The sequence below is a fragment of the Lacipirellula limnantheis genome (assembly GCF_007746075.1).
In the GTDB taxonomy this organism is placed as follows: Bacteria; Planctomycetota; Planctomycetia; order Pirellulales; family Lacipirellulaceae; genus Lacipirellula; species Lacipirellula limnantheis.
This window is the reverse complement of the sequence record NZ_CP036339.1, coordinates 538,372-560,222: the sequence shown is the minus strand read 5'-3', so window position 1 is coordinate 560,222 and position 21,851 is coordinate 538,372. Positions and strand designations below refer to the sequence as shown.

Sequence of the window (21,851 nt, the reverse complement as noted above, 5' to 3'; positions counted from 1 at the left end):
TCTATATGTACACGCTCATTCGCTTCGCGCTCGCCGCCGCGCTGTTCTGCATCGCGGGGCATTTGTTGGACTGGTTGCATCCGGTCCGCTTGATGCTTGGTTTGCCGGCCGCCGCGGCCTGCGGGCTCCTCCTGGCAATCGTCGCATGGACGTTTCGCCCCAGCCGCGAAGACATCGAAGAGGGGCTCCACCCGTTACGGGAACTGCTGTTCGGCGTATTCCTAGGCGCTGTTTGGATCGTCTTTACGAACGTCTATCTGGCTGTGGCGATTCGCCACGCCAGCCTCAGCCACTGGCTCGATCGCGACCGCGAGCACGTGGAACAAGTCGTCGAGCGGTTGGAAGCCGCAGGAAACTGGAACGAGACGACCGATTTTCTGAACGAACAGATCGTCATTCCCCACTCGCCGACGTTTACTCGTTGGCTCGTCGATCGGGCGCTCGTCAACTATGTTCGTGCCGCTGATGCCAGCGCGAATCAGGCCGAAAATCTTCTTCAGCGTGCGTCTCGACTGGCCCAGGAGCACGGGTTGCCGACGGACTATTACGAGATCCAGCTGAAGCATGTACGCTACTCCGCCCGCACGTCGGGCGTAGCGACCGACTACGAAAAGCGTTTGGCCGTCGAGCGTGCCGCTCGCGAATCGGCAGAGCAATCGGCCGCAGAGCGCGTCGCGAAGCTCTCTGCCAGCGTCCGCAGCCAGATCAAGCTGGCTCAGAATGATCGCCTGCGAGTCGTCGAAACGCTGCTTCAGCAGGCTCCCGAACCTCGCCTCGGCGAAGTGCGTACGTTTGCGGCCGCGCAAATTACCGCCGTCAAACCGTTCGGCATAGCCACGACCGCTGCGGAGCGGCTTCTAGATGACCTGGACGCCCACATCGCTGGAATATTGCCACGAGCGTTCCCGGCGGGGACGACGCTGCGACTCCGCCGAGTCGTGCCGATTCCCGCGACCAACTTGCTCGTCGTCGATCTCTTGGTGACGGCGCCAAACGCTGCTGTCACCAGTGACATCCGTCCCACCGATTGGAACATCGCACAGCATGAGAAAGTGCTCAAAAGATTTTCTGTACAACCTTACGACGACAATCGGCGACTCGCCGTCGCCATCGTCATCGACTGCAGCGCCTCGACGCACGGCGCGCCGCTCGCCTCGGCAGTTCAAGGAGTTCAGCAATTGCTCCGCCGGTTGCCTGACGGGACGCCCATTTGGATCGCACGCTTTAGCGATCAGACGACATCTCTAGTGAACTGGACGACCGCAAAAGAACAAGCGATCGCCGCCTGCATTCCACTTCAAGCCGGTGGTCACACGGCCCTCTACGCCTCCATGAACGCGGCACTTGATGCCTTAGAGCAGCGGGCAGGCGACGAGCTAGTCCTCGTCGCATTCAGTGACGGCGTCAACAACAAGCCAGGCCCTGAGCCGGAAGCGCTCATTGCTCGTGCCCGCCGTCGCGGTGTGCGGATCCACTCGATCGCCCTCCAGTCGGGCCAGGTCAACGAACAGGTGCTGCAACAACTGGCCGTCGAAACCGGCGGGATGTCGAGGGTCGCAACGCAGGCCGACCAACTTGGGCAGCACTTTCAGCGGCTGGCCGAGGAGCTAGCGACGCCGTGCTGGCGACTGATGGCACTCGACTACGACGCCGCTAATCCCTGCACTCTCTCGTTTGGGCAAGATCCCTCGTGCTCTGTGACGCTACCCGCCACGGCAGTTCTACCATCTTCCCCCGAGCTGCAAGCGGCGAAGTGATTCGTCGCACGAGCCGTAGAGCATCGCCGCCAATCTCGCCCCTCAATGGAATGCCCCAATGAATACCGTTCACTTTCAATCTGACGATCACACTTGGGAAACTCCGATGGAACTCTTCCGTTGCCTAGACGCGGAGTTTCACTTTACGATCGACGTCTGCGCACTGCCGGAGACGGCCAAGTGCGCTCACTACTTTACGCCCACAGATGACGGACTGACGCAGCCGTGGGACGGCGTCTGCTGGATGAACCCGCCCTATGGTCGGGCCATCGCCGCATGGATGCGGAAGGCTTATGAGGAATCGCAGCGGGGAGCCACCGTCGTTTGTCTCGTCCCCGCACGCACCGACACCGAATGGTGGCACCAGTACGCGATGCGGGGGGAGATTCGCTACTTGCGGGGGCGGGTGCGGTTTGGCGAAGCGACCAGCGGCGCGCCATTTCCGTCGTCCATCGTCATCTTCCGCGATCGCTGGTGGGAGCGGCGCTTGGCCACTCGCTTCGCCACCTCACCATCGAAGGCCTTCTAAAAACGCGATATCGATGACGCAAAAGAACTTCACAACTCGACTTAGAAGAATTTACACCTGGCGTTTGTCTGTTAGCGAATGCGGCCTTCGTATGGCTAACGTCTCTGCCCGGCACCAGCTGCATTGTTGCAGCGGAGGATCACCAGTGCGACAACCGCCCAAAAAGTCGCGTTCGAAAACCCCAACATCCAACACGATCGCGTTTCGAGTGCCGGAGGAACTTCTGGCGCTCCTCGACGCGGCGGCGAAGAAGCTGAACGTCACCCGCGGCGAGCTGGTGCGCGCGATCGTCGCGACTCACTTCGAATCGCAACCGCCAGCGATCGCCGACGATTTGTCCAAGCTGCTGAGCAAGGCTTCGCTGATTCATCGCAACCAGGCCCGGCTCTTAGTGACAATCCTCACCGCAATCGGCAAGTCGCCGCGAGAGGAAGCGGTCGAAATCGCTCGCGCTTCGCTCTTGAGTTGATCGTCCTTATGGTTGCGACTATCACGACGCTCGCTTCATCTTTCGACGGCGACTACTTCACGTCGCTAGCCAAAAAGGACTACTACCTGAGTGGTGGGGAACCACCGGGACGCTGGTGCGGCGCAGGAGCAGTCGCACTCGGACTTGACGGGATCGTAGATCAAGCTGCTTTCAAAAATCTCCTCGCCGGATTCTGGGCAGATGGCCGCAAGTTGGAGCGTCGTCTGGGCGCGGGGGTGAACGACAAGCGTGTCCCCGGGTACGACCTGACGTTCTCGGCCCCCAAGTCAGTGTCGGCGATGTGGGCGACGGCGCCGCCGGAAGTCCAGCGTCAGATCGAGATCGCCTTCGATCTGGCCGTCAACTCCACGCTGTCGTGGCTTGAACAAAACATCCCGTTCGCACGCCGGGGCAAAGGGGGCTACCAACGAGAATTTGCGGAATTGGTAATTGCCATGTTTGACCACGGAACGAGCCGTGTGGCCAAAGGCAAAGATTTCGAACCACAATACCATCGTCATTGCGTTATTGCCAACGTTTGTAGGGGGCAAGACGGCCGGTGGTCAGGCGTCGACAGTCGTGCACTCCATCAATGGACGCGAAGTTTAGGCCCGATGTTTCGCGCGACGCTCGCCGAAGAACTTCAACAGCGGTTGGGAGTTGGGCTTCACCGGCCGCTCGACTCCCGCCGTCAGGAAGCGAGCTGGTTCGAGGTGGCAGGCGTTCCGGCCGAACTCTGTCGTCAGTGGTCCTCGCGGCGCGATGAGATTGAACGCCTGCTGGAAGGTTCTGCAGGGCTAGGCGCCGCTTGGTCGCGGGCCCAAGCCCGCGAAGCGGCAAACCTCGCCACCCGGACGACGAAAACTCCCATCCCGCCTCGCCACCAGCTATTTAGTTTTTGGCAAGAGGCAGCGCGTCAGTTCGGATTTTTTCCTGAAACGGTGTGCGACGTCGAGGCGACTCGATCGCCTCTCGATCGGGAAGCAATCTTCGACGCCGCGTGGCGCAGGACGACGGAACAACTCGACCAGTCGCAATCGACCTTCACTTACCGGGAAGCCGTGCAGCGGGTCTGCGAAGCAGCGCAGACCTCTGGACTCAGCGGAACGTGGCTCGCCGACCGACTCGCGCTGCAGCTCCGTCAGTCGGCGGAGATCCGACTCATCGGCGAAGTGAAAGGGGAGATTCGTTACGCGACGCAAGCAACATGGCAAGAAGAAGAGGCCTTTATCGCCGAGGTCGGCAAGCTCCGCAGTGCCACCGGCGCCTGCGTCAACCCAAAGGATATTGCGAAGGCTATCGCGTCCCACCCGACGTTGCTGCCAGAACAACGGGCCGCCGCGGAGCACTTGCTCACATCGCCAGGAGCCATTCGCGCTCTGAGCGGCGTCGCCGGCGCGGGAAAAAGTTTTACGCTGGACGTCGTGCGTGAGGCGCTGGAGCGATCTGGCTACCGGGTGATCGGAGCGGCGCTCGCCGGCGTCGCGAAGGAAGAACTCGCCGCCAAGGCCGGCATCGAATCGCGGACGATCGCCAGCTATCTCTATCACTTCAATAAGTCGCTGGGCCATAAGCTTCGCGAACGGGTTCGTCACGATGCCCGCCAATTTATTCGCGCGATGCAGGGGAAGTCGACGCATCTTCCTAAGAAGGTGGGCGTTGACCAGAAGACGGTTCTCATCGTGGACGAGGCCGGCATGATCGACACAAAGTCGTTTCGGCAGCTTTGCCAAGAAGTGCGCCGGTGCGGCGGAACGGTCATCTTCGTAGGCGATACGGCCCAGCTGCAGCCGATCGCCGCGGGAGGTCCATTTCGCTATCTCCTCAAACAACTCACTCCGGCGAGTCTGCAAACCAATCTGCGTCAGCGCGACGCTGCTGACCTGCTTGCCACCGAACAGTTCCGCGCCGGCGGGGCCAAGCCTGCTCTCCAAAACTATACGGACCGGGGGCGACTGGTCGTCGCGAAGGATCGAGGCGAAGCGATTCACCGATTGGTGGACGCCTGGACGGCCAGTGGCGGGGCGCGTCGCCCGGAGCAGCATCTCATTTTCACGCCGACCCGCCGTGAGGCGCAGGTGGCCAACCGGTTTTGTCAGGCCGAACGGCTCGAACAGGGCGTCGTCGATCGATCGCAGTCGCTCCGGCACGGCGATGGTCAACTCTGTGCTGGTGACCGCGTGCTCTTTCACAAGAACGTTTTCGCTGACGGAATTCGCAATGGGTATCGCGGCGTCATCTCCAACATCGATCGTCTTCGTGGACGGTTGACGATTCGACTCGATGGGGAAGAGAACACGCGCGAAGTGACGGTGCGCGCTCGCGACTATGGCGCGGAGGGACTGACGCTCGGTTATGCCCAGACGACCCACAAAGGTCAGGGGCAGACGGTTGATCATTCCTATCTCCTCGTCGGCGGGACGATGGCCGACCGCGAGATGATCTACGTCCAGGCGACGCGCGGCAAGTTGTCGACGCAGCTGTTCGTCGACGAGCCGCATGCCGGCGAAGAGCTTCAGGAACTCGCTCAGTCACTGACACGATCGCGACCGAAGGAGCTAGCTCACGACTTGGCGACTCGCGATGCAAACTCGTACCGACCAACGCTCGAATTGTGATGAGGAGACGGCATGGAACTCTTGGTTTTAGGACTCTGTCCGATCGTAGGAATCGGCGTTTGGCGACTCTGGTCTCGCTTGTCGGACGACGCCTTCGAACGCATCTCGCCCGAGCAGCAGAGCTCGCTCCGCAGTACGGCGAAGAATCTTCCTGGGATCGTCATCGGCTGGAGCGTCAAGATTGTGTTTGTGGTCGCGCTCGGCGCCTCCGTGATCCATTATGCGGCGATTTTTTCCTTCCTGGAAACATTCAAACGCGCGACTGAATGGGGGCCCCGAGTCGTCGCCATGATTGCGGCCTACTGGCTCTGCGACTTCTGGTCGTCGCCCGAGCTGCCAACAATCAGCCCACCGCGCGGCCGCTCACTCAAGCCGCCCGCCAAGTTGACGAAGCGTCAGTCCGCGCCGCCCAAAAAACAACCGCTGGCTGCGTCCCCGCGTCGCGGACGCGTCATTCGTAGCTTTCGGGAGAACGTCAAATGAAGTTCGCTAAATCATCGCCACGGCCCGCCGATCAGAAGCAGCTTGATCACCTCCTGTGGGGACGTGCCGAGATTCCCACCTTCGAGCCCGGTAACTTCGCAGCGATTGCGGCCACAGGAGGGGGCAAGTCGACGCTTCTAAGGATTTTTTTACAGTCAGCGCTGTGGGCCGTTGGCGTCGTAGACGACCACCGAGCGCTCGTCTACGACGCTAAGCAAGACGCACTGCCGATGCTTCAGGCTATTGCTCCACACGCGAAGATTCTCACAAGTCACCCATTCGACGCGCGCAGCGCACGTTGGGACATGGCGGCCGATATCCAGGAGGCGACCGTCGCCATCGAGTTCGCCTTCACGCTCATTCCCGCCGAAGGAGACGCTCAGCCATTCTTTGTCAACGCGGCCCGCCACTTGATGTACGGCGTCATCGTCAGCTTCATACTCACCGGAGAACCATGGACGTTCGGGACGCTCGTCCGTGCTCTAAAGCACCATAAGCGGATCCGCTCGATCTTGCGGCGTCATCCGCAGACTCGGGAGATCGTGTCGCAGTATTTCTACGACGAGCGGCTGCTGATGAACATCATGAGTACGCTTGCCACCAAGATGCTGCCTTTCGAGCCGATCGCCGCGGCCTGGGACACGGCGACCGAATCGTTCTCACTCCGAGAGTGGGTGACTGGCAATTGGATCTTGGTACTCGGCAACTACGAAACAGGCCGCACCGCCATTGACGCCATTAATCGTTGTATCTTCAAGCGGGCCTGCGACTTGACGCTCAATCTTCCCAACTCCATCACTCGTCGGAGCTTTTTTGTGATCGATGAGTTATCCGAGGCAAGCGGCGGCGGAGGGGGTGGCGGCGGCGGATTGCCTGGCATCGTGCCTTTGGCCAAAAAGGGACGCTCCAAAGGCGCCGTCCTGGCGATTGCCTTCCAGAGTATTTCGGGGCTCCGCGATCCGAAAGTCTACGGCCAATACTTCACCGACGAGATCCTCGGGCAAATCTCCAATCGTTTCTTTGGGCGGCTCGAATGCGTCGCCACTGCCGAGTGGGCTTCCAGTCTGTTCGGCGACGAAGAGAGCGAGCGGGAGTCGGTTTCCCAGTCGTACGGCCCCGGCGGCGCCAGCCAGTCGGTGAGTCGGCAAGCGGCCGCGCGGCGGCTGGTGCTGCCGAGCGAACTGATGTCGATCGAGGCTTGCAGTCGTGAGAACGGCCTTAGCGGCTACTACATCGTGCGTTCCGAGGGGGCGTATTTCGACAACATTCCGGGAGAGGAGCTGTTTGGCGGACAGTTAATACCGCCTCGCGCCGACGTGCCGGAGTTCGTCCCGCGGCCAGCTACCGATCAGTTCTTGGCGCCGTGGACGCCGGTGGAGCAGGTGCGGTTTGGTGCGCCGAAACGACATCGGTCCGCTCCACGGGGGAGCGTGTCGACGCCAAGCGTCGAGCATCGGCGGCAGTCCGACTCGCCTGAGGTGTGGGGTGATTTGGATCAAGCTTTTGAATAGTCAAGTGATTCTTTGAATGAAAGGAACAGGCCATGCGACCTACGGAATCCTCGCCGCAACAGATGATCGATGTGCGGGAAGTTGCTACGATCCTAAGCGTGTCGACGCGTACGGTATGGCGACTAATTTCTCGTGGGGAAATTCCACAGCCGATTCGCTTTGGACGCAACGTCCGCTGGCGACAAACCGACATCGAGTCGTGGATCGCATCGCAATCTCCAAATGGTCATCGGCAGCTTGCTCGCCGTCCTCGCTGAAGCTCCGTCGCATCATTGGAGGGATAAAGAATGGCGGCTATTTTTAAGATCACCGTAACCCGAAAGCTGACCCCAACCGCTGAGATCGTCATTCGCCAAGGAAAGCAATTTGTTCGCAAGAAGCGAAACGGTCGCGTTACGCTGCTGCCGATTGCCTCCGGTGGCAAGACGTACCACGAGGAATCTCGTAAGTGGTATATCCAGTATCGAAATGCCAATGGCGTAAAGCAACGCGTCGCTGGCTATACAGATAAGGACGCAACGGCTCAGTTGGCAGCGGAACTGGAGCGCAAGGCGGAATATATTCAGTCCGGACTTTCCGATCCTCACGAGAATGGAAAGCTTCTTCCTCTGAAGTCGCATTTGACGGAGTTCGGAGAGTCACTAAAGGGCGCATCGAATTCTGCCAAGCATGTGGATCAGACTTGCAATCGCATTGAACGCCTGATGGATGGTTGCGGGTTTTCCACTTGGGCGGAGATCGTTCCGTCGTCAGTTGTGAAGTGGCTTGCAAGTGAACGAGCCGCCGGTCGAATGGGGATCAAGACCAGCAACTATTACCTTGCGGCCTTAAAGCAATTTTGCACTTGGCTGGAAATCGACGGAAAGGTTCCCAAGGACAGAAACCCTGTTGAACATCTTTCCGCGATTAACGCGGATACCGACATTCGATGGGAAAGACGTGCCATCTCACCTGAAGAGTTTGCTCGCCTCGTGGCATCCGCCGAGAGTGCCCCAGATATTCAACGAGTTTCAGGTCCAGACCGGGCCATGCTCTACATCCTCGCCGCATGGACAGGGTACCGTCGACAAGAACTCGCGTCTCTCTCAAAAAAATCGTTTGACCTCGATGGGAGGCCGGCCACAGTTCGCGTTAAGGCCGGTTACAGCAAGCGGCGACGAAATGATGTCGTTCCGCTACACCCGGCCGTTGCCACGCGCCTCAAAGCATGGCTCGAAGCCAGAGACACTGACCGCGATGAACCCGTATTCAATCTTCGCGCCCGAGCGGGAGGAATTCGCCGCACGGCAAAAATGATGCGTCTTGATCTCGATCGGGCCCGGAAAGCTTGGATTGAAGAATCCCCCGATCCGCGCACTCGAGCAAATCGAGATCAATCAGACTTTCTGAAGTATCAGAACGAAGCTGGCATGTACGCCGATTTTCATGCTAATCGTCACACGTTCATCACCAACTTGGCACTGGCCGGAGTCCATCCCAAGATGGCGCAGAGTATTGCCCGCCATAGCGATGTCAATCTGACGATGGGCATCTATAGCCACGTTGATGTTGCCCAGCAGTCAGCGGCCATTAACTCGCTGGCGGCGCCGCCAGTCTCAATCGTATCGACGCCCACTGATAACTCCACGGGAAGCGAAACAGAACCGAGCAATCGGGAAGTTGCCGCTTCCGGCTCTGAGAAAAGTGTTGCACCTATTGTTGCACCTACTTTTGGCTTCGAGTGCCTATGCATGGCGTCTGCTGTCACAAGCGAGGGCGACCACGCGACCGAAGAGCGCAAACAAAAACCCTTGCCAGAGCAAGGGTTAGTCGCCATTTGTCACCACTTGGCACAGGGTGACCCAAGTAGCGGAGGAGGGATTCGAACCCCCGACACGCGGATTATGATTCCGCTGCTCTAACCGACTGAGCTACTCCGCCGAAGCGTGTTTTTCCGGGTCGGACCGCCACGAGAGGCACCAATCCGAGAATGCCCCAGTTTCATCCGGGGCGGTCGGTCAATTCTACTATCCGCTGGGGACATGCGAAACCCTCCCTGGTCGCGGGTTTCACGGCGGTTCTTAGCCCACTCAGACCTGCTTGCGCGAGACGGCGATCCGCTTCCGTTCGACGTCGATTTCCAGGACTTTCACCCGCACCAAGTCCCCCACGGCTACGACCTCGGCGGGGTCGTTAACATATGTGTTCGCCAGTTGCGAAATATGAATCAGGCCGTCCTGGTGGACGCCGATGTCGACGAACGCTCCGAAGCGGGTGACGTTCGTGATGACGCCGTCGAGAATCATTCCTTCGCGGAGATCGCTCAGCTGATTGATGCCGTCGCTGAACTTCACCGCGCGGAACTCGCTGCGCGGGTCGCGGCCGGGCTTGGCCAACTCGGCGATGATGTCTTGAACCGTCGGCAGGCCGACGGCGCCATCGACGAAATCCTCGGCCCGCAGTCGCGAGGTGAGCGCAGCGCTGCCGACAAGTGCGCGGGCGTCTACGGCCAGCGACTGGGCCATCTTTGCGACGACGCCGTAACTCTCGGGGTGGACCGCCGAATCGTCGAGCGGCTGGGCGCCGTTGCGGATGCGGAGAAATCCGGCCGCTTGCTCGAACGCTTTGGGGCCGAGCTTCGGGACTTTGAGCAGCGACGCGCGACTTTCGAAACGGCCGTGAGCGTCGCGATACTCGACGATGCGTTCGGCGAGCTTCGGGCCAATGCCCGCCACATACGATAGCAGTGACATGCTCGCGAGATTGAGATCGACGCCGACCGAGTTGACGCATGACTGGACTTCGCGGCCGAGCGACGTCTGCAGCAGCTTCTGGTTAACGTCGTGCTGATATTGGCCAACGCCGATTGATTTGGGGTCGAGCTTCACGAGTTCAGCCAGCGGATCTTGCAAGCGATGGGCGATGCTGATGGCGCCGCGGACGGTGACGTCGAGGTCGGGATACTCGCGAACGGCCAACTCGCTGGCGGAGTAGATCGAGGCGCCTGATTCACTCACCATCGCTTTGGTGGCGTCGATGCCGCTTGACTTCAGCACGCCGGCGACGAATTCATCGGTTTCGCGCGAGGCCGTGCCGTTGCCGATGGCAATCAGGCGCACGTCGTACTTGGCGATCAAGTCCTTGAGGACGCGTGCGGCGCCTTCGACGTCGTTCTTTGGCGCCGTTGGGAAGATCGTCGTGCTCGTGACATACTTGCCGGTGCCGTCGACGACGACTGTTTTGCAGCCCGTGCGGAAGCCGGGGTCGATGCCGATCGTCGTCTGCGGCCCGGCGGGCGCGGCGAGCAGGAGTTGCCGCAGATTGCTGGCGAAGACGGCGATCGCCTCTTCGTCGGCGCGTTCTTTGAGCGTTTGGAGCGTCGCCGATCCGACGGCCGGCAGCAATAGCCGCGCGTAGCAATCATCGACTGTGCGCAGTAGTTCGGCGTGAAACTCGAACTGAGGATTGTGGGCCAACCGCGGCCGCAATTTGCGGAGCGTAAAGTCGCCGTCGAGCGCGACGCCGACGTTGAGAAAGCCTTCCGCCTCGCCGCGGAGCATCGCCAGCAGGCGATGCGAGGGAACGCGCTTCGCGGGCTCGCGATGATCAAAGTAGGTTTCGAACTTGGCGCCTTCGACCTTCTTCCCCCGCTTCACCGTGGAAACGACGTGCCCGAAGTCGTGCGCTTGTTGATTGAGCCAACAATTAAGCTCGACGTCGTCGGCCCAGCGCTCCGCGACAATGTCGCACGCGCCCTGGAGCGCCGCGTCGGCGTCGGGGATTTCCTTTTTCGAGTCGATGTAGGGCCGCAGGACGTCGGCGCGCGGGCGATTGAGGCGGGCTTGCTTCCAGAGTATGTCGGCCAGCGGCTCGAGGCCGCGTTCGCGGGCGACGGTGGCGCGGGTACGACGCTTCGGCTTGAAGGGAAGGTAAAGCAGTTCCAGCGTTTGCTTGTCGCTGCACTGTACGATCTGGCGACGGAGCTCCGGCGTGAGCGAACCTTGGCCGTCGATTGTTTTCAGGATGGTCTGCTTCCGCTGCGCCAGTTCCCGCGCGGCGTCCAGGGCGTCTTCGATCGCCCGCAACGCCGTTTCTTCCAGCCCGCGAGTCGCTTCCTTGCGGTAGCGCGCGATGAACGGCATCGTATTGCCGGCGTCGAGCAGATCGACAGCGGCCCGCACCTGTTGCGGAGCGGCGCCAACGGCGGCCGCAATGTGGGCGACGACGGCGTCGAGGTCAAAGCATTCGAACTCTGAGGTCATGCGCTGCTTTCTACAGGTCGATCCGCGAATCGCCGGCGGGCGAGACTCGCCATTTTAGCGTAGAATCTGCGTGGCGAGACCGGCGAGTTTTGGTTCGCAAAGGTCGGCGTCGTTGGCCCCTTTCGGCGGAACTCCACCTCATGCGCATCGGCTTGTTCGGCGGCAGCTTCGATCCGGTTCATCGCGGCCATCTGCTGCTGGCCGAGTGCTGCTGGCGGCAGGCTCGGCTCGATCGAGTGGAGTTTGTTCCCACGGCTCAGCAACCGCTGAAACCGCGCGGGCCGGTCGCGAGCGAAGCAGATCGCGTCGCGATGTTGCGCTTGGCGATTGCCGACCGGCGGGAGTTCGCTCTCTCGCTGCTCGAAGTCGAGCGTGGCGGCGTCAGTTACACGGTCGACACTCTGCGGCAGTTTCGCAGCGAGCGGCCCGACGCTGAGCTTTTCTTTCTCATGGGCGCCGACTCGCTCGCCGACTTTCCGACCTGGCGCGAGCCGGCCGTGATTTGCGATTTGGCGACGCCGCTGGTGGTCCGCCGCGCGGGGTCGCCGCCGCCCGATTTCAATGCACTGGCTCCGCTGGTGACGGCGGAACGGCTGGCAGAGATTCGAGCCCTTGAAGTGGAAATGCCGGCGACGCCGATCAGCAGCTCGAATATTCGGCAGTCGATTGCCGAGCACGGGGAGTGGCAGGCGCTCGTGCCGGAGACCGTCGCCGCGTACATCAGCGAGCGCGGGCTGTATCGTTCCTAAGTCGATTCCGCGCCGGACCCATGCGAGCGCTACGCCGCGTGGCTCACGCGCAGAATCCCTGCTAGCTGCGGCGAAACCGGCAGCCGCCACACCGCGTCGTCCGTGCGCAGCGCGTCGGTGATCACGCTCAGCTGCTCATCGACTGACTGCGTCACGTCGAGTAACAGCCACTTGCGGCCGCCGAAGTAGCAATGCCCCCCTCCGGCGCCATCGAGATATTCTTCGCGCACCGTGTACTGAAGTTGACGGGCCAACTCGGCGGCCTCTGCTAGCAACGTGGCGGAATGCATCGAGGTGGTCCTTCGGCTGAATCAGAGGCGCCGGCTCCGCCGGTGGACGCATCAAAGTTCGTTTTGGTCACCCGAACGTCGTCCACTGGCGGAGCCGATGGCTTTCATCGGGGGCGGGATTGTATCGCGATCGGTTCCAGTCGCCCAGCGTGATTCGACGATAGAAGAGAAGTAAGCAACATCTTTCCCTGCAACGAGTTAACGACCCCGTCTTTGGCAATTCGCCGGGAGTGGCGAGGGTGCGACGATAGGGCAGGGCAGGGAGTTTGTGGGAAGCGGACGACGACCTCGACCGAGCCGCGGGCAGCGGAATCGGCGACGGAGACGCCTCCCACAACGGGCAAAGCAGCGGCGAACTCGCGGAGGGGGCGATGGCGACGAAGATTTCCACCGATGACGAGCTCGCCGCCCTCAAGCGCGAACTGATGCACGCGCAGAAGATGGCGTCGCTCGGAGAACTCGTCGGCACGACGACGCATGAGTTCAATAACGTGTTGATGACGATCATCAACTACGCGAAGCTCGGCATGCGCAACAAGGACGAGCCGTCACGCGACAAAGCGTTTGATCGAATCCTCGCCGCCGCGTTGCGGGCGGAAAAGATCACCAACGCCGTCCTCGGTATGGCGCGCAATCGGAGCGAGGAATTCGCGCCGACCGAACTTGAACGGCTCGTCGATGAGTCGCTCTTGCTGCTGGAGCGCGAGATGCAAAAGTACCGCGTCCAGGTTCGCAAGGAATTCGCCGCGGCGCCGCCCGTACGCGCGGTCGGCAATCAGATTCAGCAGGTGCTGCTCAACCTGATGACCAACGCCCGCCAGGCGATGGCCAGCGGCGGCGAGATGGTGCTTCGCATCGCGCATGATGCGCAGACGGGATTCGTCGATCTCACGGTGCGCGACTCTGGTTGCGGCATTCCGCGCGAGCAGTTGCCGAAGATCTTTGATCGCTTCTATACCACGAAGGCTGGCCCCGATGCCACGGGCAAGGGCGGCACCGGCGTCGGCCTTTCGGCATGTCGCGAAATTGTCGAAGCCCATCAAGGGCGGCTGCGCGTCGAGAGCAGCGTCGGGAAGGGGACGGCGTTCACGGTGCGGCTGCCGGTGTGGCAAGAAAAAAGCGAGTCGGCCGCCGCGACGCCAATTGCGCCGCTGGGCGTGCCGAACTCGCTTGCTTCGTCTGCGACTCCGACGTCGCTGGGAACCTGAGAGCGACTAGGCTCCAGCGCGACGCGTGCGGGCGAACGCGCCGACGCCCATGGCCGCCAATCCTAGCAGGGCGATGGTGGCCGGTTCCGGCACGGCGCCGATGGCCGCGGCCGCCGGCACGCCCGATCCGAACTGTTGCTGCCATTGAAGGAAGTCGGCGCCGTCGCTCTTGCCGTCGCCATTGGCGTCGCTGTTGGCATTGACGCCGAAGTCGGCCTTCCACTTAGTGAGATCAGCGCCGTTTACCTGTCCATTGTGATCAAAGTCAGCTGTGAAAGTCGCCGTGCCGGTGACGCTCAACGTCACGGAGTTGTTGGCATAACTGACGTTCCAAGATAGTCCCGGCGACAGCGGCGCGAGCGAAAAATCAGTCGCGGCGAAATTGCCAATCAGCGTGCCGACGAAATCGCCTCCCACGGAATGAACGAGCGGATCGAAGCCAGCCGTGGCGACGACGGCGTCGACGGCCGCCTTGTCAGCAGTGATGTCGGCTCCGGCCGTCAAGATCGTCCAGCTATTGCCGCTCACCGGGTTGTAGCCAGTGAGATCGACCTTCAGCGTGCCGTTGGTGATATCGGCGTCGCCAGTGACGCGAATGGTCGTGTGAGTCGTGCCGGTGATTTCAGCGATCAGCGTCGACGACGTGGCGACGCTCAACGTGTTCATCAGAAAGCTCCCGTCGGCGACGATGATGCTGTCGTCGCCGGTGACGCGTAGCGAGACGGGACCGCCCGAGCCGGCTGGTTCACTATCCCAGTTCATGCCGCGGCCGACAAAGATGTCGCCGGCGCCATTGCCGCCCGTCACCGAGAGGACGCCGCCGCTGATATTCACGGTTCCTGTACCGCTGCGATTGCCAATGGCAAAACTATCGGCCACTTGCAGGACGCCGCCGGAAATGTTCACGGTTCCGGTGCGGGGGCCAGGGTTGTCGATCTGGTCAGGCCGGCCGCCATCGCCAATCTCAACGTCGCCGAATGATTGGCGAAAGAGACCTCCCGAATGGTTCCAGACGCCGGTACCATACTTTCCGATGAAGGTGTAGCCGCCTTGGAGTTCTCCGCCTTGCATGTTGAGCGTGCCGGTACCGGCACGACCGACGCCGATGTCGTCGCCCGAGGTGACGCGAGTCGCCGGGCCTCCCGAGACGGTGAGCGTACCCGTTCCCGAGCCATCCTGGCCGCCCACGAAGAGGCTGCCGCTGCCGCCCGCGCGAAGGATGGCGTTATTGACGGTAGCCGTGCCGGTGCCATTCTCGCCGATCCGAATTCCGTTGCCAAACAGGTCGCCGCCCGTCACGGCCAAGGTTCCGCTCGTGCCGGCATTTGAAGCAATGGTCAGCGAGTCGATGTCCAGCGACGGCGAATTGAACGTCGCCACGCCGCCGTTGTTGATCACCGCCGCGTCGGCGGCCCCAGGAACGCCCACCGGAGTCCAGCTACTGGCGTTCGTGAATGACCCAGCAGCAACGTTCCATGAGAACTGTGCATGCGCGTGGTGAGGAACAATTGCGGCAGCAACGGCCAGGGCCGCCGCGGACGCGAACAGTGACAACTTCATGGTGAGATCTCCAAGACGAATTGAGGAGAGCGGCAATCAGTGCGCCAAGCGACTGCAAGCCGCGAACAAGCTCATTGACGTGAATAGATATGTTAGCTGCAAAGGCGGCAATTGGTCAGTTCTCAACTGGCTGACATTCCAGAAAGCCATGAATTTGACTGCGACGGCCATCTCTCTGCGGCCTCGGAATCAGGCGCGTTGCGCATGAATGGGAGACGATTCGCGTCACTTCCTGCTTCATGAACGCCGTTGGTCGTTGTCGCAAAATGGGCTCCAAAGACCACCGCGTTCGCGCACTGTACGCGGGAAACGTGAAGATACGACGTGGACCGACGGCGTTTGAGCGGAAAATCGCCACCCACTCTTGTCGCAAATTTGGGCGTCCAACGCGCCGCTATTGGACGAGCGGAGAATTCGTGGGCGCGACCACCAGCCGCGATTGCAAGTCGGCAATGATCTCCCGCTCGAGTTCCGGATCCCGTCCGATGAAGATCCAATTGCTAGCCAGCCTTGTGCGGCTTACCGCTTCGGCGGCGACGCTGGGAAGCGACGAATCGTTCCGGAAGGTCGCGGCGCCAGCGGTCGAATTCTCCGGTCGCGGCAAGTCTTCGAGATCCTTTTCGACCAGTACGTCGATCAGATAGCCCGTGGCGTCCGGGATCACGCGAATCGTCGCGCGGCGGCGGATCGTTTGGAACGTGCTTTCCCAGCGATTGTACTTGCCGACCGAGTCGCGGCGGTGGAATTCCGGCAATGTCGCACCGATCTGCGGATGAACATCGATGCGGCCTTCGGTCAGCACGTCGCCGACGAGTTGCACCTGGCGTTCGCGCTCGACGCGGAAGTAATCGTCCACGGTGTCGACAATTTGTTCCCACGTCCAATCACGGTTAGCGACGGGGATGTGGATCTGACTTGATCCGCCGTCGCCCGGCACAACGATCGGCGCGCCGGCCGACATCGGGTTGTTCGGGTCCATGGCGAAAGGATCGATCATGACGCCCTGGCCGCTGACGATCGGCGGGGCGCCAAAGAGCTGCGGCGGGGCCATCACTTGCTGCCCCGGCGCCACGGGCTGAACGACTTCAAGCGGCTTACATCCTGGTAGCGCACCAATCCCCGCCGTGAACAGCGCGCAGCAGCGCAACTTCCGCCGAACGGCGACGATCAGCAGCGACCAGGGGCGCGCAATCGACAAGGCGCGGAACTCCATTTCCGAGCTGGGACGAAACGACGACGAGGTTCAACCCCGAGAATGGGGCGGCGAATCTTCGTGAAAGCACCGCTTGGGCACAAGACCGAACAGAGGCGGTGCTAGCGTCTAACAAGCAGGCTGGGCGAGAAGGGGATTTCTCGCAAAGCGGCTAAGGCGCGAAGGAACGCAAAGAAAACGATTGACGACGGCAGCGCAAGCGTCCACATTTCGTTGCGAATCTTTGCGCCTTAGCCGCTTTGCGAGCGACTCATCGGCCGCAAGCAGCCAACGTAAGCGAATCAATAATCGCTCTCAATGCCCAGCCGCATTTTCAGCTGTTCGAATTCCTGAATGTACTCGTCATTCGTCGAGTGGACGTGCTCCGCCTCGGTGATGAACCGCATGTCGTCGCGACAGGGGATGTTCCAGTCGCTCAGCACCTGCTCGTACGGCCGGAGTTCCTTGCCGTAGACGATCAGCAACTTGTGCTCGTCGAACTGCACTTCTTGCGGCGTGGCCGGGTTCAGTACGGCGATGCCGGTGCACCCGTCATTGACCAGCATGTCTTCGAAGTCCCACAGAATCGACTGCAGGATCGGCATGTCGATATGCTCGCGATACAAATCTTGGTGACCGGTTGAGTTGTAATCGTGGCTCGTCTCCAACACGACGTCGACCACCGATCCCAGCGGGTCGAGCAGCTCCATGAACGTCTCGAACAGCTGCTCGCGCGACGCGGAAGCCATCAGCACGGGGACGTTTCTATTGGATTGCTCGTCGCGATAGGTATCGTGACGGAAGCCGCACGACGGCACCACCTCCAAGGCGTATGAAGGGCGGACGGCGTCGCTCAGCGTGAAGCTGCCGTAGCGGGAGACGCCGAGATGCGCTTCGAGCTGATCTTCGTTCAGCGCTTCGAAGCTGCTCGCCGGCGCCGCCGGCGTCTCTTCGTGATAAACGTTGCGAAAGAATTTCTTCAGGAAACCCATCGATCACTCACGGCAAGGTCTAGCAGAGACGGTTACCAAACATCCAACGACTGACGACAACAACGAACGCCGGGAGTGATTGACGCTTGACGACGCCTGGGGACGCCGCCGAACCGCGGGCCCGGCGTGCCTGAGGGAAGGCCGCCGGCGCGTGCTCGGTTTGCTCACTAAAAGGTAGGTCACGGTCCGAAGCGCGAACCGTCTGCGACTGCCCGCAAACGGCTTTAGCGGAGGGCGGGGCGGCTCAGCCCCTACAATCGGACCTGGCGAGAGTGAGCGGAAATCACCGTCCACAACTGGGCATTCCGGCCGGTCGGGAACCGCCTGCCGTTTCGGCCAGGAAGGTCGCGGCTCGACAACCACACGATGACGGTGAACGCCGTGGCAGCGTCCGGCCGAAGACCTGCACACGAGGAGTCGGCGCCGCCGCGCCGACCGTTACAATTGGCAGGCTACGATCCCCGCGTCTAACACACGAGCCTTGCCATGAAGATTTACACCCGCACCGGCGACTCTGGCCAAACAGGCCTCTACGGCGGCGGCCGAGTCCGCAAGAACGATCCGCGCATCGCCGCGTTTGGCAGCATCGATGAGTTGAACGCTCAACTCGGAGTCTGCCGCGGCGCTGACTTGCCGCCGGCCCTGGACGAGCCGTTGGCGCGATTGCAGCACGAGTTGTTCGCCCTCGGGGCAGAGCTCTCGAGTCCTCGCGACGCAGCGCCCCATTCGATTCTGCTCGACGGCGACGACATTACCGCCGCCGAGGCAGCGATCGACTGGTTCGAGGAGCACCTCTCCCCGCTGCAAGCGTTCATTCTCCCCGGCGGCACGCCGGCGAGCGCCGCCCTCCATGTGGCGCGCGCCGTCTGCCGCCGTGCGGAACGCGATGTGTGCGCCCTCGCCGAAATTGCTCCTGTGCGGGGAACGGTGCTGGAATACCTGAATCGGGTCGGCGACCTGTTATTTGTCTTGGCGCGATATGCCAACCACGCGGTCGGGAAATCCGACGTGCTCTGGGAAAAGAAGTCGTAGGCTCCGGTCGGCGTCGACAACTCCGGCCCGATACCCGATAAATCTACGGGCGGCGCCGTCAGCGCGCCTCTCCGGTCGTGATACAATGAAACGTCCCTTGCAGGTTACTTCGCCAGGATTCGTCCGATGATCAAAATCGAAGCCATTATTCGCCACTTCAAGCTCGAAGACGTGAAGAACGCCCTGACGCAGCAGGGGGTCGCCGGCATGACGATTACGGAAGTTCGCGGCTTCGGTCGGCAAAAGGGCCATACCGAAACGTACCGCGGCACCGAGTACGCGGTCGACTTTGTCCCGAAGGTGAAACTGGAAGTCGCCGTCGGCGAAGAAAAACTTCAGTCGGTCGTCGACACGATCATCCGCACCGCGCAGACCGGGCAGATCGGCGACGGCAAGATTTTTGTCAGCGACCTACGCGACACCATCCGCATTCGAACCGGCGAAACCGGCAACGACGCGCTCTAGCAGGCCGGCCATCCTCGCCCGCAATTTCGATTTTTAAGCATTTCGGATCGCCATGAAATCCGCTTCAGGATGAAGCGGCTACCCTCCGCCAGGTCATCGCTTCTGTGAGTTCCACCCCTCCCCCCGGCAGTGCGACGTCGATGGCAGACGCCATTTCCGCCGCTCGTGATGAAATCAGCGCGGGAAGAGAGCGGATGCGTGAGATGCACGACCGCGGCCTCGACGGCCTGCAGGTCTGCAACCGCCTCACGACGCTGGTCGACGGCGTGATCGGCAAGCTGTTCGACGCCGCAGCCGCCGTCGAAGGAGATGCGGCGGGCGCCCGCACCAAGCTAGCCCTGGTCGCCCTCGGCGGCTACGGACGCCGACAGTCGGCTCCCTATTCCGACGTCGACCTGATGCTGCTGCACAGCGGCGCGGAACCCGAATCGCTGGCCCAACTTGTGCGACGGTTCACCAACTCGGTGTTCGACGCCGGCCTGCAGCTTGGCAGCAGTCTCCGGTCGGCCGAGGAAGCCATCGCGCTGGCCCGGACCGATGGCGTCATCTGCTCCTCGTTGATCGACAACCGGCTCATCGCCGGCAGCCAACCGCTGCATGATCATTTCCGCGAGCTTTTCGACCGGATGGTGCGTAAGCGGTCGAAGGCGGTCTGCAAGTCGTTCTGCGACGCCCGTGCCGAAGAGCGCAATCAGTACGGCGAGAGTCTCTATCTGCTGGAGCCTCACGTCAAGCGTTCACGCGGCGGCCTGCGCGACATTCACCTCCTCCGCTGGATAGGCTTCGCCGAGCTGGGCGAATCGGACCCCGACCGACTGTTCATGCAGGGGGCGATGTCGAAGTTTGACCATCACCGGCTCCAAAACGCGCAGGCATTTCTACTGCGGTTGCGAAACGAAATGCAGTTCCACGCCAATTCGGCCAAGGACTTGCTCGATCGGGCGGAGCAGCTGCGGGTGGCGGCGCTGATGGGGTATCGCGGCGGCGAAGGTCTGCTGCCGGTCGAACAGTTCATGCGCGACTACTTCCGCCACACCAACCACGTCTGGCAAATGGCCCGCCGGCGCGAGGCGGCCAACCTGGCGGGCTCCACGATGACTTCGCGGGTGCTCGACCCGGTGCTGGGCCGCAAAGTCGAAGGAGACTACCGGATCGGCGTCCGGCAGGTCTCCGCGACGCGCTCCGGGCTGACGAAGCTTCAGGGAAATCTTGGCGAGGTGCTGAGAATTGTCGAGCTTTCCGTCAGCGAAGGCAAACCGCTCGACCATGGGACGTACTCCGCCCTCCTGCTGGCGGCGCCGGAGTGCGGCGAAGAGATGGGCTCCGCGGTCGCGGAACGATTCCTCTACCTTCTCGGCACGCCGACGCTGGCGCCGCGCGCGCTGCGCCTATTGCACGAACTGGGGTATCTCGAAAAGATCATCCCAGCGATGAAGCACGCCCGTTGCCTGCTGCAGTTCAATCAGTACCACAAGTTCACTGTCGACGAACATAGTCTCCAGGCAGTCGAGCAGGTGATCGGCTTCGCCAAACGAGACGACGCCCTCGGCGAGGCGTACCGCAACGTGGTCGACAAGCGTCGACTGCATTTGGCGTTGCTGCTGCACGACCTGGGGAAAGGTTTTGAAGAAGAACACAGCGAGGTCGGCCGCCGCATCGCCGAGGAGATTGGCCCGCGGCTCGGCCTCCATCCATCGGCGACGCGCGACGTCTCGTTCCTGGTCCATCAGCACCTGAACATGACGGACCTGGCGCTGCGTCGCGATATCGGCGATCGTGAGTTGATCGGCCGGTTCGCTGAATTGGTCGCTACGCCCGATCGCCTGCGCATGCTCTACGTCCTGAGCGCCGCCGATCTCGCCGCGGTCGGCCCAGACGTGCTCACGCAATGGAAGGTCCAAGTTCTAAGCGAGCTCTTTTACAAGACGCTCGCCGTGTTGGAGGGCAAGCCGTCCGCGCAGGCGGCGACTCTCTCCGACAGACGTCGCGAGATCGTGGACTTACTAACGCCGGCGGAGCAGAGCGATCCCTGGTTCCAACGTCAGATCGAAGCCCTGCCGGCCGCGCTCGTGGCCGCTCGATCGGGTCGCGAGATCGGCGAGGCCCTCCGCCGCTTTCGGAAGCTCCCCGAACGCGGGGCCGACGCCTGGGGCCACTACAACGCCAACAACGCCACCGTCGAGTTCATCGTGGGCGTCGACCGGGGCCATGGTCGCGGCGCCTTCTCTAGCATGGCCGGCGCCTTATCCAGCAACGGCCTTCAAATTCTTGCCGCCGACATGCAAGTGATGGCCGACGACCTGCTGCTACTACGATTCGCGGTGACCGACCCCGATTCCAAAGGAGAGCCGCCGCCGTCGCGCCTCGCCGCCGTGTCGAAAGACATCATCGCCTCCGTCGACTCGAAGGAACCGCCGCGGTTCCGGAAGATTTGGGGCCAAGACAGCGCCGAGGCGTCGCTCCGCCTCACCGGCCTGCCGAACAACGTTCGCATCGACAACGCCGCCTCGGCTGGGGCGACGGTGGTCGAGGTTTACACCTTTGATCGTACGGGGCTGCTCTATAGCCTCGCGCGCCGGCTGCATGACCTGGAACTGACGATCTGCCACGCGAAGATCGCCACCAACATCGATCAAGTGGTCGACGTGTTCTACGTGACCAATCGCGGCGGCGAGAAGATCGAAGATGAGGCCCGTCTCGATCACATTCGCCGCGAGATGATGGCGGTGATCGAAGCGCGTACCTAATCAATGCG

Annotated in this window: 17 protein-coding genes, 1 tRNA gene and 1 pseudogene; 13 read left to right on the top strand and 6 right to left on the bottom strand. The window is 61.7% G+C overall.

Annotation, left to right across the window (positions count from 1 at the left end; translation table 11 throughout):
- The first annotated feature begins 5 nt into the window (after positions 1-5).
- The 8 genes and pseudogenes from I41_RS02185 to I41_RS28430 all read left to right on the top strand — a co-directional run.
- Positions 6-1,757: a vWA domain-containing protein gene (locus I41_RS02185; RefSeq protein WP_145430459.1), complete on the top strand. Its 1,752-nt coding sequence runs from the start codon at positions 6-8 to the stop codon at positions 1,755-1,757.
- Between the two features lie 58 nt (positions 1,758-1,815).
- Positions 1,816-2,286 (top strand): DNA N-6-adenine-methyltransferase, encoded by a 471-nt coding sequence (locus tag I41_RS02180; protein WP_145430457.1) that lies wholly within the window; start codon positions 1,816-1,818, stop codon positions 2,284-2,286.
- 145 nt (positions 2,287-2,431) lie between these two features.
- Positions 2,432-2,755, top strand: a complete 324-nt coding sequence (locus I41_RS02175) for a ribbon-helix-helix protein, CopG family (RefSeq protein WP_168206618.1) — start codon at positions 2,432-2,434, stop codon at positions 2,753-2,755.
- Positions 2,756-2,763: 8 nt separating this feature from the next.
- Positions 2,764-5,373, top strand: a complete 2,610-nt coding sequence (gene mobF / locus I41_RS02170; protein ID WP_145430454.1) for a MobF family relaxase — start codon at positions 2,764-2,766, stop codon at positions 5,371-5,373.
- Positions 5,374-5,385: 12 nt separating this feature from the next.
- Positions 5,386-5,856 (top strand): hypothetical protein, encoded by a 471-nt coding sequence (locus I41_RS02165; RefSeq protein ID WP_145430452.1) that lies wholly within the window; start codon positions 5,386-5,388, stop codon positions 5,854-5,856.
- Positions 5,853-7,367, top strand: a complete 1,515-nt coding sequence (locus I41_RS02160) for a type IV secretory system conjugative DNA transfer family protein (RefSeq protein WP_145430450.1) — start codon at positions 5,853-5,855, stop codon at positions 7,365-7,367. The genes I41_RS02165 and I41_RS02160 overlap by 4 nt, the downstream gene beginning before the upstream one ends.
- 32 nt (positions 7,368-7,399) lie before the next feature.
- The gene (locus I41_RS28435; RefSeq protein WP_145430448.1) at positions 7,400-7,624 is read left to right on the top strand and encodes a helix-turn-helix transcriptional regulator; all 225 of its coding nucleotides are present in this window, start codon (positions 7,400-7,402) and stop codon (positions 7,622-7,624) included.
- Positions 7,625-7,654: 30 nt separating this feature from the next.
- Positions 7,655-8,905 (top strand): annotated as a pseudogene (locus tag I41_RS28430) (site-specific integrase); the annotation flags it as partial.
- A gap of 308 nt (positions 8,906-9,213) precedes the next feature.
- Here I41_RS28430 and I41_RS02145 read toward each other — a convergent pair.
- A tRNA-Met gene (locus tag I41_RS02145) sits at positions 9,214-9,287 on the bottom strand.
- A gap of 149 nt (positions 9,288-9,436) precedes the next feature.
- Positions 9,437-11,608, bottom strand: a complete 2,172-nt coding sequence (locus I41_RS02140; RefSeq protein ID WP_145430446.1) for a Tex family protein — start codon at positions 11,606-11,608, stop codon at positions 9,437-9,439.
- A gap of 140 nt (positions 11,609-11,748) precedes the next feature.
- Here I41_RS02140 and nadD point away from each other — a divergent pair, with 140 nt between their 5' ends.
- Positions 11,749-12,357 (top strand): nicotinate-nucleotide adenylyltransferase, encoded by a 609-nt coding sequence (nadD, locus tag I41_RS02135; protein ID WP_145430444.1) that lies wholly within the window; start codon positions 11,749-11,751, stop codon positions 12,355-12,357.
- Between the two features lie 29 nt (positions 12,358-12,386).
- On the opposite strand, the gene I41_RS02130 is transcribed toward nadD, so the two are convergent.
- On the bottom strand, positions 12,387-12,647 hold the full coding sequence (locus tag I41_RS02130) for a hypothetical protein (RefSeq protein WP_145430442.1): 261 nt from the start codon (positions 12,645-12,647) through the stop codon (positions 12,387-12,389).
- A gap of 266 nt (positions 12,648-12,913) precedes the next feature.
- Between I41_RS02130 and I41_RS02125 the strand changes: the two genes are divergently transcribed.
- On the top strand, positions 12,914-13,855 hold the full coding sequence (locus tag I41_RS02125) for a sensor histidine kinase (RefSeq protein WP_246133783.1): 942 nt from the start codon (positions 12,914-12,916) through the stop codon (positions 13,853-13,855).
- Positions 13,856-13,861: 6 nt separating this feature from the next.
- Here the strand turns inward: I41_RS02125 and I41_RS02120 are convergent, their stop codons facing one another.
- The 3 genes from I41_RS02120 to I41_RS02110 form a co-directional block, all read right to left on the bottom strand.
- Positions 13,862-15,415 (bottom strand): PEP-CTERM sorting domain-containing protein, encoded by a 1,554-nt coding sequence (locus tag I41_RS02120; protein ID WP_145430440.1) that lies wholly within the window; start codon positions 15,413-15,415, stop codon positions 13,862-13,864.
- A 394-nt stretch (positions 15,416-15,809) separates the two neighbouring features.
- Positions 15,810-16,613 carry a hypothetical protein gene (locus I41_RS02115; protein WP_145430438.1) on the bottom strand — a complete coding sequence of 268 codons (804 nt, stop codon included), beginning with the start codon at positions 16,611-16,613 and terminating at the stop codon, positions 15,810-15,812.
- A gap of 296 nt (positions 16,614-16,909) precedes the next feature.
- Positions 16,910-17,599 carry a hypothetical protein gene (locus tag I41_RS02110; protein ID WP_145430436.1) on the bottom strand — a complete coding sequence of 230 codons (690 nt, stop codon included), beginning with the start codon at positions 17,597-17,599 and terminating at the stop codon, positions 16,910-16,912.
- Between the two features lie 486 nt (positions 17,600-18,085).
- Here I41_RS02110 and I41_RS02105 point away from each other — a divergent pair, with 486 nt between their 5' ends.
- The 3 genes from I41_RS02105 to glnD all read left to right on the top strand — a co-directional run bounded on the left by I41_RS02105 (position 18,086) and on the right by glnD (position 21,843).
- Positions 18,086-18,631, top strand: coding sequence for a cob(I)yrinic acid a,c-diamide adenosyltransferase (locus I41_RS02105; protein WP_145430434.1), 546 nt, complete (start codon positions 18,086-18,088; stop codon positions 18,629-18,631).
- 126 nt (positions 18,632-18,757) lie between these two features.
- Complete coding sequence (locus I41_RS02100) at positions 18,758-19,096, top strand: P-II family nitrogen regulator (RefSeq protein WP_145430432.1); 339 nt, start codon at positions 18,758-18,760, stop codon at positions 19,094-19,096.
- A 140-nt stretch (positions 19,097-19,236) separates the two neighbouring features.
- A complete protein-coding gene (gene glnD / locus I41_RS02095) occupies positions 19,237-21,843 on the top strand; it encodes a [protein-PII] uridylyltransferase (protein WP_145430430.1) in 2,607 nt (868 codons plus the stop codon).
- Positions 21,844-21,851: the final 8 nt, after the last annotated feature.

Coding starts and splice junctions, on each gene's coding strand:
- I41_RS02120 (WP_145430440.1), bottom strand. CDS start 15,415: ATGAAGTTGTCACTGTTCGCGTCCGCGGCGGCCCTGGCCGTTGCTGCC.
- I41_RS02185 (WP_145430459.1), top strand. CDS start 6: ATGTACACGCTCATTCGCTTCGCGCTCGCCGCCGCGCTGTTCTGCATC.
- nadD (WP_145430444.1), top strand. CDS start 11,749: ATGCGCATCGGCTTGTTCGGCGGCAGCTTCGATCCGGTTCATCGCGGC.
- mobF (WP_145430454.1), top strand. CDS start 2,764: ATGGTTGCGACTATCACGACGCTCGCTTCATCTTTCGACGGCGACTAC.
- I41_RS28435 (WP_145430448.1), top strand. CDS start 7,400: ATGCGACCTACGGAATCCTCGCCGCAACAGATGATCGATGTGCGGGAA.
- I41_RS02100 (WP_145430432.1), top strand. CDS start 18,758: ATGATCAAAATCGAAGCCATTATTCGCCACTTCAAGCTCGAAGACGTG.
- I41_RS02160 (WP_145430450.1), top strand. CDS start 5,853: ATGAAGTTCGCTAAATCATCGCCACGGCCCGCCGATCAGAAGCAGCTT.
- I41_RS02130 (WP_145430442.1), bottom strand. CDS start 12,647: ATGCATTCCGCCACGTTGCTAGCAGAGGCCGCCGAGTTGGCCCGTCAA.
- I41_RS02165 (WP_145430452.1), top strand. CDS start 5,386: ATGGAACTCTTGGTTTTAGGACTCTGTCCGATCGTAGGAATCGGCGTT.
- I41_RS02140 (WP_145430446.1), bottom strand. CDS start 11,608: ATGACCTCAGAGTTCGAATGCTTTGACCTCGACGCCGTCGTCGCCCAC.
- I41_RS02105 (WP_145430434.1), top strand. CDS start 18,086: ATGAAGATTTACACCCGCACCGGCGACTCTGGCCAAACAGGCCTCTAC.
- I41_RS02180 (WP_145430457.1), top strand. CDS start 1,816: ATGAATACCGTTCACTTTCAATCTGACGATCACACTTGGGAAACTCCG.
- glnD (WP_145430430.1), top strand. CDS start 19,237: ATGGCAGACGCCATTTCCGCCGCTCGTGATGAAATCAGCGCGGGAAGA.
- I41_RS02110 (WP_145430436.1), bottom strand. CDS start 17,599: ATGGGTTTCCTGAAGAAATTCTTTCGCAACGTTTATCACGAAGAGACG.